Below are 15,831 nucleotides of genomic sequence, written 5' to 3' on the forward strand. Positions count from 1 at the left end.
ATTCGTTCAACGCATTTCATTTGGCCTGGGTTGAGATGTATCGACTGGCTCTCAGCATATTGCGGAGGGGATTGTTGAATCCGCTCCTGCGGTAACTCATTGACCAAAGATTCAATGGCTTGTGTAAATCGTTTTTCATTTAATACAAGTGTGTTTGGACTCTCGCAGAATATTTGATACCAACGTTTCGCGGAGGGAAGCATTATTGCATCGGGGGAGGCGAGAGAGAGCAGTACGCCACCGCCGGCAAGCGTGCCGCTTAAAGCCGCTAGCGCATCTGGATTGGTAGCGGCAAGCAAGTCCCAAACCAAGAGCGACGTTTCTGTTCCGAGGCAAGTCTTAAACTTAGGTGGTTGTATCAGGGCATCGTTCGTTTCCGAAAACAGTAAGCGCTCATCGTTACTGAGCACTAGGGCTTTTTCTGTGAGCGTGTGCTGATGTCGTTCCGACAGATGAGCGCGGAGTGTTCGATAAGCGCTAAGCAGCCATTCTGGATTCCCCTCTAAAGCAATCGCGACTCGAACATTTTCAGTGTGTGCTTGCGCTAAAAGTGCGTGAAGGTTCATGGCTCTCTATCGACTAATGTTGATCTAATAGGGAAAATTTGCAGTGGTCAGGCTTGATTTTAATAATGTACTCGCTGACGCATCAATCGCAAGCAACATGGGCTTCAAATGAAAACGAAGCTACTGTGAAAAGCAAACAAAAAAGGGCCGCAATGTTGTTGATTACGACCCTTTCGTTGGCGACCTGCTTGGTTTCGACTCGTAAGGCCTGAGCTATTTGCTTAGGCTGCAGCGAGTTAGTAAAGCGCGGCCTCGTCATCGAGAACTTCGTGGATGATATCTAAGAAGATTTTATCCGCATCGCTGTGGTCTTCTGGAATGCGAACGATCGTGTTTGCGCTGATCTCCTCAGCGATAACGCGCATCGCATCAGGATCATCTTTATGCTTACGCGCAATTTCCATGCACTTCGTTGCTATGGTTGGATCAGATAACACCTTGCGAATAAAAACGCGCATTTCACTAATCACTTTAGCTTGGCGGCTTTCTTCAGCACCACTCATGGCCGTACTCCTTTGTTCATCTAATCTTCATGATCTTTATAATCGCCTTGAAAACAGCGTAGCGCAAGTTTATTGCGCTGACTTTTCGGGTTTCTGTCGAATCAGTGCTTCTTGACACACGGATGCAACTAACTCGCCCTTTTGGTTGTAAATATTTCCTCGATTGAAACCTCGACCAGCCGATGCACTTGGGCTATCCATGTCGTACAAAAGCCATTCATCCACGCGAAATGGACGGTGGAACCATAGAGCATGATCAATGCTCGCAACCTGCATGCCTTTTTGCGCAAAGCTCACGCCATGAGGAAGCATACTTGTGCCTAAGAGCCCGAAGTCTGATGCGTAAGTCAAAATGCATTGATGCAAATACTGGTCATCGGGAAGATCTCCTACTGCCCGAAACCAGTTTTGCTTATAGGGCTCTCGTATATCTGGTTTTGAGTAGTTTACTGGGTTGACAGGACGGATCTCGATCGGCCGATCACGCGTAAACTGCTCTCGTAGTTTTTCAGGTATCTGGTGTTTAAAACGTCGACGCATCTCTAGCTCTGAAAGTAGCACATCTGGCTCTTTGGCATCAGGCATATCAATCTGATGTTCAAACCCTGTTTCAGGCGCTTGAAATGACGCATTGAGAGTGAAGATCTCCTTATCATGTTGACGCGCAATGACGCGCCGAGCCGAAAAGCTTCCGCCATCTCGAAGCGTTTGTACTTCGTATTGGATAGGGCGCTTTGGATCGCCAGCACGAAGAAAATAGCCATGCATGGAGTGGGCAATGCGCTCTTCAACCGTTTTGTACGCAGCCATCATGGCTTGCCCGCAAACTTGTCCACCGAACACATTTGGAAAGCCAAGGTCTTCACTGCAACCTTCAAACTGGTTGTCCCCAGTCGCCTTTAGTTCAAGTACATTTACCAGTTGTTGAAGTACCGTGGTCATAACTTAAGCATACCTTACGATTTGATTGATTGGTGCTCATGGATGAGGTAGTTCACTTTCAGCGCATCATGAGCAGACATTTCCCAGAAGACTTCGGAAAGATAGGGTGGCGGGCCTTGGTGCGTTTGCCTTGCCCTATCATGCGTTGCCTGCTCTGGTTTTTTTGTTTTTGTAGGTCTCGTGTCTACGAGCATGAAAGTGACCTGACGACTGCACAGTCTTTTCATTGTAATAAAGACTGAATGGGTAATTATGAGATCCGATGTTCGCGCATAATTATGTCAGAGCCACTTTAATTAAAAAATGGACTTTTACGATGCTAACGAAACCTTAAGCTAGCCGTGAATCGGGGGTGCAAGCTTTGATAAGGCCTGTTTTTCTTTGGTTGCGTCGCCTGTTAAAGCAAAGCCTAGTAAGTCACCATCCGCATTCTTGAAAAGCGACTTGGAGCTGAAACCATCTGACTCACACTCCCACTCACCGTCGTTCGACAAGGGTGGAAGAACCACAACAGGGCAGGCCGGTGTTTTCACCATCACGGGCATCACGCCGTAACTTAGATTGGTCGGAGTGCCGTTAAGTGTCTTCGCTAGCGCGCGTGCTCCAGCCATTAAAGGAAGCACATATAACAGTACGTGGCCGTCGACTTCTGCACAATCGCCAATGGTAAATACATCTTTGGCTGATGTCATAAGGCTTCGATCGCAAACGATGCCTTTGTTTGTTTCAAGACCAGCCTCCTGAGCAAGGCGTGTGTTTGGTTTCAGGCCAATGGCACTGACAGCCAAATCAGCCTCGATCTTTTCGCCACTATCTAGCGTGATAATCACCGACGATTCAGTTTCCTCAATAGCGACTACATTTTGATTCAAATGTAAGTGCGCACCGGCGTCTCTCAATGCCCGTGTAACGCATTTTGACGCCTCTATCGGTAGGAGCGTGTCTAGAACTTCGCTGCTTGGACCGATGAGATCGATGTCGTAGTCTCCGTTTAAGAGATCATTTGCGTATTCGCAGCCGATTAAACCGGTCCCAATAATAGCGATGCGTTTCACTCCGGCACATTTTTCCCGAAAGATACGGTAGTCATCCATGTCGTTAACAGAGCAAACTCGCTCTGCTGTGTTCGCTACAAACGGGAGTACATTGACCTCTGCGCCCGTTGCGAGAACCAACTTGTCATAGCTCACGCTGCTGCCGTCGACTGACAGTGTTTTTGCCGAGGTGTCGATAGCCTGAACGATCGCGTGTGTGCGCATAGACATGTTCAATTGTTCTGACATGTCGCTGGCGCTTGCCATTTCCAGCTCTTTTGCCGACTTGGCTTTCGTAAAGCCGGTTGAGAGCATCGGCTTGGAGTAGGAAGTGCCGTCGTCTGCTGTGATCATTAACAACGGTGCTTCGCTATTCAGCTTGCGAAATTCGCGGGCTACCGCGTAGCCGGCCATTCCTGAACCGATTATGACAATTGGATCAGCCATTAAATTTCAACCATTTCGAAGTCTTCTTTACCAACACCGCAATCGGGGCATTCCCAGTCATCTGGAACATCTTCCCACTTGGTGCCTGGCTCAATATTGTCGTCTGGCCATCCCTCGGCTTCATCGTAAATTAAACCGCAGACAACGCATTGCCACTTCTTCATAATTACCTCTCGTTTTTCGTTTGACCAGATCGCCATTTATCAGGCGGCCTAATGTAACGAATCAATGAATCTCGCTCAATGAAATATTATACGCTTGGTTTATTTAAGCGGCCTTCGTTATACTCATCCGCCAACGTGGGTGGCTGCTTAGGCTAGGCTACAACGCCTCATACGACCTGATTTTTGATCGCACGAAAGGTGAGTTTTTGCACAAGCCGCATTCTAATTGGCATGCCTATCGGCGCGTACCAGCCTCATTTATGCCTCGTCAGTGGCAGAAGTGGGTATTGGATAGAGGATCCTTAACCAAACGGTTGCAGCATGCTTCAAATGACGACTTTTATGTTCGGGTAAAGAAGCAGAGCATTACGCGTCCCTCTTTAAGTGAGCGTAAGGTGCTTAAACTGGCGCTTGGTCGTCAGGCTCTTATTCGGGAGGTAGAGCTGGTGTGTCACGATGAGGTCTGGGTTAGGGCTCGAAGTGTTATCCCTTTATCTACCCTCAGTGGAGAAGAACGACAGCTTCGTTCCTTGGGAAATAAACCGCTCGGTGCGTTTTTGTTTGCCTCGCGTTCCATGAAGCGTGAGCAATTGGAGATCAGCCGATACATTGACAGCTCCGGTGCTTCGTTTGCACGTCGCTCAGTCTTTAGGCTGCATAAAAAGCCTTTACTGGTTGTGGAGCATTTTTGTAATGCCGTTATTGGTGCGCGTTAGAAGATGATAGTAAGAGTGAAACATAAGCTGAACAAGTGGGCTACCGAGTCTGGTTTTATCGATCATAAAACCATGGAGTTTCTGCGCCTTGCCCGTTTTGATAAGCCGATTGGTACGTTTCTCGTATTGTGGCCTGCCATGTGGGCACTTTGGATTGCCAGCGAGGGAGTGCCTAGTTTAAAACATTGTATTGTGTTTGTGCTGGGTGCGGTTGTGATGCGCGCGGCCGGTTGCGTCATCAACGATATTGCAGACCGGAATATTGATGGTCATGTTGAACGGACAAAGGCGCGTCCCCTTGCTCGCGGAGCCTTAAGTTTGAAGGAGGCGCTGAGCTTTTTTCTCATTCTTTGCTGTATCGCGTTGGGACTTGTTCTCTGCCTGAACAACTTCGCCATCTTTTGGTCGTTTGGCGCACTGGCTTTAGCTTGTATTTATCCATTCATGAAGCGCCATACGTTCCTACCGCAGGTGTTTCTTGGTGCCGCCTTTGCTTGGTCGATCCCGATGGCTTTTGCTGCGGTAACCGAGTCGGTACCCGCTCTGGCATGGATTCTCTTTACAGCAACGCTTCTCTGGACCGTTGCCTACGACACGATCTACGCGATGATCGATAGAGAAGATGATCTTAAGATTGGCGTGAAGTCGACCGCCATTCTTTTTGGCTCTGCTGATCGCGCGATTATTGCAGCGTTGCAAGTGTTGTTTGTGCTTGCACTTTGTTTGCTCGGCGACCAACTCAGTCTCGGCAGTTTCTATTTTCTATCTGTTGTCGCCGCATCCGTGCTCCTTGTTTACCAGCAGCATTTAATCCGCTTGCGTTACAAAGAGGATTGTTTCAGGGCATTTCTCAACAACAACTGGGTTGGCTTGTTAATTTTTATTGGTATTGTGCTGGACTACGCGGTTCGGTGATCGTAGATATCTAAATTCCATTCCTGTCATATACTTGTAACATGCCTTTTATGTAATACCGCATACTCAGTGCATGAGAATCGTTAGTTTTTAATTAGCAGCGACTCAAGCCAGTCCAATCCAAGATGTGGGAATAGGTAATGTCAGACAAAAAGATTCTAATTGTTGATGATGAATCCGCTATTCGTGAAATGATCGCTGTAGCTTTGGAAATGGCGGGTTACGAATGTTTGGAAGCAGACAACGCGAGGGATGCGTACACTTACATTGTGGATCAGCGGCCCGACATGATTTTACTTGATTGGATGCTTCCTGAAACAAGCGGAATCGAACTGGCTCGTCGCCTAAAGCGGGACGAATCCACGGCAGACATTCCGATTATCATGATCACTGCAAAAACCGAAGAAGATAACAAAGTGCAGGGTCTAGAGGTTGGTGCTGATGATTACATCACCAAGCCTTTTTCGCCGCGAGAACTTGTTGCACGGTTGAAAGCTGTTTTGCGTCGCGCAACGCCGCAAGGCGTAGAGTCAGCGATCAATATCGACGGTTTAGAGCTTGATCCCGTTTGTCACCGAGTTACGTCGAACGATGCAGAACTCGCAATAGGGCCAACTGAATACAAGTTACTGCAGTTTTTTATGACGCACCAGGATCGCGTTTACACCCGTGCACAGTTGCTAGACCTTGTTTGGGGCGGTAATGTTTATGTTGAGGAACGTACGGTAGATGTGCATATTCGCCGGCTGAGAAAAGCGCTTGGTGAAGCACATGATTACTTGGTGCAAACTGTGCGTGGCACTGGATATCGATTTTCCACCAAAACCTCGCATTAATCCGTTAAGATAAGTCCAACTGATGGTACGGTTCTAGAGGATAGGAGCCCAATGCATAAAAGAGCTTCCGAGCACCTGCGTTTTATGATTTGGGTTTTGCTAACAGCAGTGTTGTTCGGCTTAATCATTGATGAGCTGATCTTCGTACTGCTACTGTCCTTCATTGCATACTCGGTATGGACTGTCCGTCAGGCTTTGCGCCTTCATACTTGGCTCTATTCTCCGAATAAAGACGAAACGATTCCAGAGAGCTATGGCTTGTGGGGCGATTTGTTTGAAGGCCTCTACCATAGCCAGCAGCAAAACCTGAAAGCCAGAGATCGTTTAAGTCGAATGATTAATCGGGTTCGCTCATCGGCTAACGCACTAAGAGATGGCGTGGTGATGACCAATGCCATAGGTCAGCTGGATTGGTGGAATGACGCGGCAACGCGACTATTTGGTTTTGATGAAAAAAAAGATCAGGCGCAACTTATTACCAACCTGTTTCGAGACCCCGAGTTCATTGCCTACTTTGAACAGAAACAGTACGACGACCCTCTAGAGATTAACTCCCCAACCGATCCAAACCTGATACTGAGAATACATATTACGCTTTTCGGTGAAGATGAGCGCCTTATGTTGGCTCAGGACATCACGCGGCTTCATCATCTCGAGCAAATGCGCAAAGATTTTGTGAGTAATGTTTCGCATGAGATGCGCACGCCTTTGACCGTTATACGAGGTTACGTCGAAACCATGCTAGATAGTCCAGATGCACCTAGTCGCTGGCAGCGAGCATTGCGCTCTATGGAGGGCCAGACGCAACGTCTTGAAGCGATTATTAGTGACCTGATGTTACTTGAAAAATACGAATCGAAAGACGGTTCGGACATGGAAGGCGAAGTAGACATGTCGGCGCTAATTCAGAGTGTCTGCAAAGATGCCGAGCTCTACAGTGGTGATCGTAAACATTCCATTCGCATTGAGCTTGATAGTCTCTCAACTGTGTGGGGCATTGAGAGTCAGTTGCGTTCAGCGGTCTCTAACCTTGTCTTTAACGCTGTGAAATATACCCCGGCGGGTGGCGATGTTTTGATAAAGTGGCTGCAGGATCACGCTGGTTGCCACTTGTTGGTCAAGGACACCGGTTGCGGTTTTGACCCCGTTCATATTCCGCGACTTACGGAGCGGTTTTATAGGGCGGACCCAAGCCGCAACCAGAATACTGGAGGCTCAGGCCTTGGATTGGCCATTGTAAAGCACGTGTTGATTAACCATAGCGCAACGCTTGAAGTAAACAGTGTGCTCAATCAGGGAAGTGAATTTACCTGCCACTTCCCAAATCAACGGATTATTGATCACTCTAGTTCTGTGCAACAACAGCGCTAACGGTAGATTCTTTTTTCACCCAAAAAACGACCCCGCCGCAGACAGCCGCAGGTAAAATAATCAGGTTGATGATTGGTACCAGCGTTAGCCCAAAAGTGCACAGGCCAAAGCCCAGCGCTGCGCCACGGTGCTGACCCAAGATTTTCCTTAAGTCATCAAATGAAACGCCATTATTGTCGGCAGGATAGTCGACATATTGTATCGCCATCATCCAGCCTGAGAAAACGATCCACACAATCGCTACAATCGCATTCACGCCAGGGATCAATCCGAGAACAAACAGCGCCAATACGCGCGGTAAATAGTACATGAGTTTGCGCAGCTCGCGGAAAACGGTTCTTGGAATCAGTTTGAGTATTTCAGGTAGTGTAAATGCGGAGTCGTTCTTTTTGCCGGTGAGTTTCTGCTCGACAACTTCTGCGAGAAAACCATAGAACGGAGCACCGATTAAATTGGCGCTGGAAACAAATGCGTAAAACACCAGAAGAATCATCGCGATAAGATAGATTAGCCAGAACGCCCATTCGAGAAAAGAGAGCCATTCAGGAATCCATGACATCAGATACGCCATGCCATCGGCATACAATGCTTGCGCCCACATGAACAACAAAATAAATAAGGCGACATTGGCAAGAAGAGGAACCAGTAAAAACCAGCGCAATCCTGGAGAGAGCGCGAGCTTGAGACCTTCCATGAGATGGCTGGAGCCAGTAAAAAACGTATTTACCATAAATGAAATCCGTGTGTAGCGTTGAGCGTCTGCCTATAATAAACGCTTTCTTTACGACTTAGGTGACTAATCTTGAGCGATATCAACATTCAGTATGCGGATGAAGCGGTGGTCGTGGTGAATAAGCCGTCTGGCTTGCTCAGTGTCCCAGGCCGTGGAGAAGACAAGCAAGATTGCGTGGTGCGTCGCGTTCAGCAAACCTTCCCGACGGCACGGATCGTACATCGCCTAGATTGCGCAACATCTGGTCTTATGGTGTTGGCACTGAGCGCGGATGGTCATCGGGAATTAAGTCGACAGTTCCATGATCGTGAGGTTTCAAAGGCCTATGTTGCGCTTGTTTATGGAACCGTTGAAGCTGACGAAGGGCAGGTGCGCTTACCCTTAATGACCGACTGGCCAAATCGACCCAAACAAATGATTAGTGAAGATGGCAAGCCGGCGCATACCGATTACAAAGTGCTAAGCCGAGAGAGCGACCATACTCGTGTCTTGCTCACGCCCGTAACAGGACGAACCCACCAACTCCGCGTGCATATGCTATCGCTTGGGCATCCTATTCTTGGTGATCGACTCTATGCGGCAGGGGATGTGCTTGCAGCTTCAGATCGGCTCATGCTGCATGCTTGGCAGCTTGGGTTCATGCATCCTGAGAGCGGCGAATCGCTCTTTTTTGATCCCGAGGCACCATTCTGAAGCCTATATATCTGTACTTTCACCTGCTCGTCAGTGTAACGCGGTTTTCTTAAAAATCTTCCTTCAAAAAATGTGTCAGATTACTTAACACTCTCGTCGTTTGAGTTTTATTAAGCTATTGAAAAATATATATAAATTTGGACCGGTTTATTAATTGCTTACTGACACGGCGGGGGTATGTAGTTGGACTACGTATCGCTTTACCTTTCGAATGTTAGGGAAGAAAGTCAGGAGTCTTGTCATAAAGATGACTGGGTATTGCAACTAAAAGGAAACTAAGATGATAAAAAAACTAAGCACTAAATTGCTTGCGGCGATGGCTTTGTCATTCAGCGCAAGTAGTTTTGCGGGACTGATCACTGATGTGGTTGAACAGGAAGAGTACGTAACATCTTCTTCATGCGGGCTTTTCTGTGAAGAAAAAGGTGTCCACAGCTATACGCACAACCTCTTGGAGCCGGGCGATGACCCATTCACACTAGGGAGCGCGTTGAGCGGCAGCCTTTCAATCAATATATTTGATGATTCCAATGATGGATTCAGAAACTATAAAGGTGAAGGCGCTGTGATCGTTGTGGAAAACTTTGATTTTGACACCGGTGGCACGTGGGGCGCTTTGTTTGGATCTGCAACGCCAGGCTGGGCTGCTGATCTGGAAGTAGAGGCCTTGTTGGCACTGAACACCAATGGCATGTTGGATGTTACCATCAAGGGTCTCGGTGATTTTTGGGTCGGTGATTCGACGCTTACTATCGAAACCGCGGATGTCCCAGAGCCGGGATCAATTGCGTTGCTTGGCTTAGGGCTAGCAGGCCTTGGGTTTGCTCGACGTAAGCAAAAGGCATAAGCAAGACGGTCGTTTTAAAAGCCGGGCCTTGTCGCTCGGCTTTTTTATTTCCGGCTGATTCAGAGTCCTCGTTCGAGCGGTAAGCGATAGATTCAATCAAGAGCAAAGTCGACGTTTCGCCTTAGTTGAGCATCAAAAAGGGCTTGCACGATACGACAAACACCCGATGTTCATGGCTGAAGCGTGTTAATACGTCTGCTGTATCGGTGCTCTGTTATGCAACCACCTTGTTATGTCTTTGGCTATGTCTTCCCATGACCTTTCCACTTGGTAAGTGTGGCTTAATCCATCATAAACAATGGCCTCACTTCCGATATGTCTCGCGGATTTGATTACTTCCAGATAAGGAATAATCAAGTCGCCTTTGGCAGCGATAAAAAGGATTTTTTCAGGGTCAAGTTTCTCTTTTTGTAAAGCGGGAGGCGCCAGAAGTCGAATTAAGACGGGAATCGATTCAGATTGTAATTGCGAGGTGACAGTTTTTGCTGCTTCTGGGTGACATGTGTCAGAGTAGATTCCAAGCGGAGGCGTGCCTAGTTTTGTGATCCCCGAANAGCAGGCTGCAGAAACAAATTTGGCGACAGAGATGGGTGACTTTTTCGCTAACGAAGCCATCGAGCCCAGCACGCCGAAAGCGGGGACAGGCGAGAGCAATACGAGTGAGTGCGTTTCAATTTTTGTTGCTGCATGCAAGGCCACTAAACCACCTAATGAATGAGCGATGACAATAGGCGGCGCGTCACAAGAGGACATTGCGGCCACGCACTCATCAACGTAATTTGAAAAGCTTAATCTAAGACGTTTCGCTGCCGATGAGCCGTGGCCACTGAAAGACATCGTATGCACTTTATAACCTTGGCTTCTAAAGAATGAGGCAAAATTATTCTCCCAAATCCAAGCGCCGGACATGGCCCCTGGCACAAACAAAATCGGGACGTTTTGGCTTGAATTTGCAGCATCTTTAAACGAAACAATCACTGATTACCCCTCCGTTAATTCTCGCAGCACAAGGTTCATGACGTTACGGTTGAACCCCATTCCTAGGTGAGATACTTCGGCTTCGATATAATGAGTTTGGTCATCGGAAGGGAGAACACTGGCAGACCAATCCACTATGCCATCAGAGCGACTAACAATGGCGCTTAACTTACAGGGGATGGGGATTTTTTTTCGTTCTTCCACAATGGCTTCGATCCAATTTAAATCGAGCCCTCTTTTCGCTAGAGCGGGCGCTGCAGAAGTGTATTTTGGGCCGCCCGTTAGAGGAGAACCCATCGTTACCACTTGGTCCACCGCTTCAGGTATATCCCTTGCCACCTCTCGGGCAACCACACCGCCCAAGCTCCACCCAACTAACGATACAGATTGCCCCGTCGACTTATAAAATGAGGCGACTTTCTCAGTCATTAGATCGCATAAATGTGGTACTCCGAACTCACCTCTGTAAGGAGTTGGGGGCTCAAAATCCCAGCTTATCTCAGATGGATTATGATCTAAATTCAGTCCCGCTTGATTCACGCCAAGGCCCCAGCCCATGGTATTGAAACCATGTCGAGTCAAGAAAAACCGTAAAGGAGCCATGGCAGCATCACTGACGCCAAAACCGGGTAAAACAAACACATTTCTACCTTCACCTGTAGCCTGCTTTTTACTGAATCCCAAAGCAGACAGCCTTACTGGCAGAGACAAAAGGTCAAGCGCTGCTCTCAGTTCTAAAACGCTCTTTAACGCATGCGGTTTTGACAATGGCTGTGCGTTATTCATCCGCTCACTCCTGCGAGCTTAATCTCTTGCAGTATTTGAGAGATGTCTTGATCAAATTCGCTGGAATTTAGGTGATCTCGCATTTGTTTCATTAGCGAGCCTACATCTTCAACCTCATCGTCGGAGAAAGGAGCAAGCTGTGTTTGAACGAAAGATCTCACGGCTAAGGGCCTACTTACAGCGTATCCTGTTGAATATGCCATATCGTTTATTATTGAATCCATATGGTTTAGTACTGAACTAAATCAAACTTGGACCATCGATCTGGAAGAAAACTACACGGGGATGTATGCATTTTTAAAAGGCGCAGCCCCCAAAATCTCAGGCGTGAGGGCTAGACATCTTTCAGAGTCACGCCTTTTTGCCCACAGCATCAATGAGGCAATATAAAATCTCCTCAGGACTGCGTTCACCGTAGGGCAAACCCTTTAACAAAGTTAGTATTGAACAAAGAGCGAGACACCTTTCTAGCAATGACATCACAGTGTTTCGTGCCCGAAAGAGTTGAGTGACGCTGTTGNTCTGCATCTCGCCATCAATCGCTGTTACTTATCGACGAGCGGCATGTTCGCTTTTGGCGGAAGCCAATGTCGTTATGCCATTTGGAGAAGGTGTTTGTGCTTGATTGAGTACAAATGCCTCAGCGTGTTTTAGATCGATAAAGTCGAACGGTATTGAACTCTTCAAACTCGTTTAGATCTGGCCACGTCCGCGCTTCGTGGGTTTCGAGAAGTTCAAAGTGCTCGCTAGGAAGGGTCTTCATTCTGGAGTCGGCCAATAAGACGGCACCGCTGCGCTCACGCCATTCATCTAACAAGCTGTGATTGTCTCGGTCGTAAAGCACATCGGCCGCAGTTAGTACATCAATCTCATCGCTGATGTCGTCCAGAGTCTTGATGCAATGGAGCTCAACGCCATTGTGCTCAGCGTTTACCTGAACCGCTTGCAGAGCATCCTCATCAATATCACAGGCCCATACCGTTTTGGCACCTGCGCGCGCGGCAGCCAGCGCCACTACACCGGAGCCTGATCCAATATCAACTACACGCTTTCCCTTAACCCACTTGGGGTTGTTGAGTATGTAGGATGCGAGCACTTGGCCGCTTGCCCAGCAAAATGACCAGTAGGCTGGCTCGGCAACAATGGCTTGCGCTTCGTCGTGCGGAATAGGCCCCTCGAGCACCTGAGGATCAAAAAGCGCGAGCGATATTTGCGGACAGAAGGGTGGCGTCGTGAAGGTCAGTCTGGCTTTCTTGAGGGTGCGCTGCATTTGCTCTTGGAGGGATAAAAGCGTTGGCATTTGAAGACTAAAGGCTCTACATTTAAGGGGACAAAAATAAGCATAACATGCTCAGGGCCTGTTCATACGCTGAGCGCAAAAATCATCCAAATACAAAGACCGTATTTAACGACAAAATACAAAGGATAGAACGATGTCACTAGAAAGTGTTACTGAAGAAAAAGTACTCGAGTTAGGCGATCAAGCCATGCAGTTTGCAATGACCTACGGACCGAAAGCGGTGATTGCTATTGTGAGCCTGGTTGTCGGGTTTTGGCTTATTAATCGTGTTGTAGGCTCCCTCGAGAAACATCTGATTTCGCGTGCTGATAAAACGCTCGCAGCGTTCTTAAAAAGCTTGCTCTCTGTTTTTCTGAAAGCGATCTTAATTATTACCGTTGCTTCTTACATTGGCATTGAAACAACCTCTTTGATTGCTGTTTTAGGTGCTGCGGGTTTGGCCGTCGGTCTCGCCTTGCAGGGCAGTCTTTCGAACTTCGCTGGTGGCGTGCTTATTCTGTTTTTCAAACCATTCAAAGTGGGTGATTTGATTGATGCGCAGGGTTACATCGCTACGGTAAAAGAGATTCAAATCTTTAATACCATTTTGCTTACGGCAGATAACCGTATGGTCGTGATTCCCAATGGCGCGCTATCTAACGGTGCGTTGGTAAACATAAATCATGAGCCGAAACGCCGCGTTGATTTCGTCTTTGGTGTGGGCTACGACGATGACATTGACAAGGTGAAGAGCATCATTGATAAGGTGAGTGCAGCTGATGAGCGTGTACTTAAAGATCCCGCGAAAATGATTGTCTTAAGCGAGCTTGCGGATAGCTCTGTCAACTTTACCGTTAGACTATGGGTAAATACATCTGACTACTGGGGCGTATATTTTGATATTCATGAGGCAATGAAAAAAGCCTTTGATGCAGAAGGTATTTCGATCCCGTTTCCGCAGCGCGATGTGCATATGATTCCTCAAGAGGGCAGTAATTCTTGATAACGGATAGCATAACCTGCGTTATATTGCAGTTCTGAAATCTGCACGTCACAAATGTGTTAAATCGGTAAAATGGCGATCAATTTGTGACGTGTATTCAACTAACTCAGTGTGTGTGATCACGAAATAATTTGATTCTTGGGTGTAACGTGTACCTGTACTTGCTTGGGCTCTCCTGGCAATACATTTTCAACTTGTAAGCAATGACAAGTCTGGATCAACGGTGGAGGTAGTACGATGCCAATAAAACAATTACAAGAATACCTGGATGCGCATGATGTCGCATACGAATCTATTGAACACTCTCCTGCCTACACGGCAAAAGAAATTGCAGACCTAGTAAAGGTAGAAAGTGAGCAGGTCGCCAAGACAGTGATGGTGTATCTCGATGGCGTGCTTTCCATGGTCGTTTTACCCGCTTCATGTCGCATTCGTTGGGATCGTTTCACGCGGGCCATGGGAACTGAATTGGTTGATCTCGCTACAGAGACGGAGTTTGAAAGCAAGTTTCCTCAGTGCGAGTTGGGTGCGATGCCTCCATTCGGTCGAATGTACGAAATCCCTATGTACATGTACGAGGGGTTCAACGAAAGCGGTGCGATTGTGTTTCGGGGTGGTACGCACAACCAGTCAGTCAAGATGGACTTCAAAGACTATAAAATGCTTGCGCAACCGATGACCTTGAGCGAAGGCTTTGCTCGAATTGGGGTGTCTCGTCCAGATTGGATGTTACGTCGTAAGGCGAGTTAATCGATCAACGTAAATACAAGCTAAGTTCTTGATAGCCGCGGCGAAGATTAAAGCTTCGCAGCGGTTCGCGACTTGTCAGATACACTAACTCATCGATATTGTGAACGCGTTTTTGGTTTGCGCCAAAAATGATGTCGCCGATCTCCAAACCCTGTTGGGCGGCGGGTGAGCCCTGATCAATATCAACGATGATGCAGCCAACGGCAGATTCATAATCCGGATGAATGAGATCCTGCAGTCTTACTCCTGACAGGCTCGGGTGTAACTTATCACCGGCTATCTCAGGAATTGGGATTTCCTCTATCGTCACTTCTAGTTGAATGGGTTTTCCATCGCGAATGACCTTAAGCGCGACAACACTACCAAGAGGGGACAACCCGATTCTGTTGGCCATGTCGGCAGCGCTATTTACTGGACGATCATTGGCCTCGATAATGAGATCTCCTGCTTTCAGCCCTGCTCGTTCAGAGCTACTCTCTACTTTTACGCTATTGACCAAGGCGCCCTGATAGCGATTGAGTTCGAAGGCGTTCGCAAGTTCTGGCGTAAGGTCCTGAAAACGTGCGCCTATTCCGCCACGCTTTACTTCACCGTAAAGGATTAGCTGGTTCATGACCGATTGAGCGACTTCTGACGGTATGGCAAAGCCGATGCCGACATTGCCACCTGAAGGAGCGAGTATGGCTGAGTTAATTCCTATCAACGTTCCTCTTAAATCAATCAACGCTCCACCGGAGTTACCGGGGTTGATGGACGCATCGGTTTGAATAAAGTCTTCATAGCCTTGTACGCCAAGGCCATTGCGGCCAAGGGCACTCACAATCCCACTGGTGACTGTTTGCTGTAAGCCAAACGGGCTACCAATTGCCAGCACAAAATCACCAACTTGAACCGCATTGTCGGATGCGAGAGGGATGCTGGTAAGGTTCTCTGCCGGGATTTGCAATACGGCAAGGTCGACCTTTTTATCCGAGCCTAAGATCGTTGCTTTAAAGCGACGACCGTCTTGTAAGGTAATCTCAACTTCATCGGCATTCTGAATCACATGATGGTTGGTCAATACAAAACCATTCTCTGCGTCAACGATAACACCGGAACCAGCACTTTGAGTGCGCTTGGTGACAGCGGGGTCTTCGGGGAGTTGAAAAAAATGTCGAAAAAAGGGGGACGAGAGTAGCGGGTTACGATGCGCTCTTATCGTATAAGTTGAAACGTTGACGACCGCAGGTGCGGCTTGTTTTACGATGGGGGCTAGCGACGGCACCGAT

19 protein-coding genes are annotated in these 15,831 nt (G+C 47.8%); 8 read left to right on the top strand and 11 right to left on the bottom strand.

The features are described from left to right. The 5 genes from A3751_RS20575 to A3751_RS20595 form a co-directional block, all read right to left on the bottom strand. Positions 1–566, bottom strand: a 566-nt coding sequence (locus tag A3751_RS20575; protein ID WP_156492690.1) for a tRNA(Met) cytidine acetyltransferase TmcA domain-containing protein, incomplete at its 3' end; no start/stop codon positions are given. Between the two features lie 236 nt (positions 567–802). Then, a complete protein-coding gene (locus A3751_RS20580) occupies positions 803–1,069 on the bottom strand; it encodes a hypothetical protein (RefSeq protein ID WP_068458731.1) in 267 nt (88 codons plus the stop codon). Between the two features lie 69 nt (positions 1,070–1,138). Then, complete coding sequence (locus tag A3751_RS20585; RefSeq protein WP_068458732.1) at positions 1,139–2,011, bottom strand: acyl-CoA thioesterase II; 873 nt, start codon at positions 2,009–2,011, stop codon at positions 1,139–1,141. A gap of 335 nt (positions 2,012–2,346) precedes the next feature. Next, positions 2,347–3,492, bottom strand: coding sequence for an FAD-dependent oxidoreductase (locus A3751_RS20590; protein WP_068458733.1), 1,146 nt, complete (start codon positions 3,490–3,492; stop codon positions 2,347–2,349). Beyond that, positions 3,492–3,656, bottom strand: coding sequence for a rubredoxin (locus A3751_RS20595; protein ID WP_068458747.1), 165 nt, complete (start codon positions 3,654–3,656; stop codon positions 3,492–3,494). Before A3751_RS20595 ends, A3751_RS20590 begins: the two co-directional genes overlap by 1 nt. Before the next feature lie 206 nt (positions 3,657–3,862). Here A3751_RS20595 and A3751_RS20600 point away from each other — a divergent pair, with 206 nt between their 5' ends. From A3751_RS20600 to phoR, 4 genes are all read left to right on the top strand, one after another. Further along, the gene (locus tag A3751_RS20600) at positions 3,863–4,372 is read left to right on the top strand and encodes a chorismate lyase (protein ID WP_156492691.1); all 510 of its coding nucleotides are present in this window, start codon (positions 3,863–3,865) and stop codon (positions 4,370–4,372) included. 72 nt (positions 4,373–4,444) lie between these two features. Then, a complete protein-coding gene (ubiA, locus tag A3751_RS20605) occupies positions 4,445–5,287 on the top strand; it encodes a 4-hydroxybenzoate octaprenyltransferase (protein ID WP_068458748.1) in 843 nt (280 codons plus the stop codon). A gap of 140 nt (positions 5,288–5,427) precedes the next feature. Then, positions 5,428–6,123 (top strand): phosphate regulon transcriptional regulator PhoB, encoded by a 696-nt coding sequence (gene phoB, locus A3751_RS20610; protein WP_068458735.1) that lies wholly within the window; start codon positions 5,428–5,430, stop codon positions 6,121–6,123. Positions 6,124–6,174: 51 nt separating this feature from the next. Continuing rightward, on the top strand, positions 6,175–7,494 hold the full coding sequence (gene phoR, locus A3751_RS20615) for a phosphate regulon sensor histidine kinase PhoR (protein WP_068458736.1): 1,320 nt from the start codon (positions 6,175–6,177) through the stop codon (positions 7,492–7,494). Here phoR and cysZ read toward each other — a convergent pair. Then, a complete protein-coding gene (gene cysZ, locus A3751_RS20620) occupies positions 7,469–8,224 on the bottom strand; it encodes a sulfate transporter CysZ (protein ID WP_068458737.1) in 756 nt (251 codons plus the stop codon). The genes phoR and cysZ overlap by 26 nt on opposite strands. 72 nt (positions 8,225–8,296) lie before the next feature. Here cysZ and A3751_RS20625 point away from each other — a divergent pair, with 72 nt between their 5' ends. Together A3751_RS20625 and A3751_RS23275 are read left to right on the top strand one after the other, a co-directional pair. After that, positions 8,297–8,920: an RluA family pseudouridine synthase gene (locus A3751_RS20625; protein ID WP_231871648.1), complete on the top strand. Its 624-nt coding sequence runs from the start codon at positions 8,297–8,299 to the stop codon at positions 8,918–8,920. A 280-nt stretch (positions 8,921–9,200) separates the two neighbouring features. Beyond that, positions 9,201–9,767 carry a PEP-CTERM sorting domain-containing protein gene (locus tag A3751_RS23275; protein ID WP_068458739.1) on the top strand — a complete coding sequence of 189 codons (567 nt, stop codon included), beginning with the start codon at positions 9,201–9,203 and terminating at the stop codon, positions 9,765–9,767. 186 nt (positions 9,768–9,953) lie between these two features. Here A3751_RS23275 and A3751_RS20635 read toward each other — a convergent pair whose 3' ends face one another. From A3751_RS20635 to A3751_RS20650, 4 genes are all read right to left on the bottom strand, one after another. Beyond that, on the bottom strand, positions 9,954–10,745 hold the full coding sequence (locus A3751_RS20635) for an alpha/beta hydrolase (RefSeq protein WP_068458740.1): 792 nt from the start codon (positions 10,743–10,745) through the stop codon (positions 9,954–9,956). Between the two features lie 3 nt (positions 10,746–10,748). Then, positions 10,749–11,531, bottom strand: a complete 783-nt coding sequence (locus A3751_RS20640) for an alpha/beta hydrolase (protein WP_068458741.1) — start codon at positions 11,529–11,531, stop codon at positions 10,749–10,751. Then, entirely contained in the window at positions 11,528–11,692 is a 165-nt protein-coding gene (locus A3751_RS20645; RefSeq protein WP_156492692.1) for a hypothetical protein, read from the bottom strand. Before A3751_RS20645 ends, A3751_RS20640 begins: the two co-directional genes overlap by 4 nt. A gap of 479 nt (positions 11,693–12,171) precedes the next feature. Continuing rightward, positions 12,172–12,831, bottom strand: a complete 660-nt coding sequence (locus A3751_RS20650) for a methyltransferase (protein WP_068458743.1) — start codon at positions 12,829–12,831, stop codon at positions 12,172–12,174. A 133-nt stretch (positions 12,832–12,964) separates the two neighbouring features. Here A3751_RS20650 and A3751_RS20655 point away from each other — a divergent pair, with 133 nt between their 5' ends. Further along, positions 12,965–13,813: a mechanosensitive ion channel family protein gene (locus A3751_RS20655; RefSeq protein ID WP_068458744.1), complete on the top strand. Its 849-nt coding sequence runs from the start codon at positions 12,965–12,967 to the stop codon at positions 13,811–13,813. Positions 13,814–14,050: 237 nt separating this feature from the next. Beyond that, positions 14,051–14,563 (top strand): aminoacyl-tRNA deacylase, encoded by a 513-nt coding sequence (locus A3751_RS20660; RefSeq protein WP_068458745.1) that lies wholly within the window; start codon positions 14,051–14,053, stop codon positions 14,561–14,563. Between the two features lie 4 nt (positions 14,564–14,567). Here the strand turns inward: A3751_RS20660 and A3751_RS20665 are convergent. Beyond that, positions 14,568–15,831 (bottom strand): Do family serine endopeptidase (locus tag A3751_RS20665; protein WP_156492693.1); only part of this gene is annotated, 1,264 nt, incomplete at its 5' end.

It is taken from the genome of Oleiphilus sp. HI0080 (genome assembly GCF_001635135.1).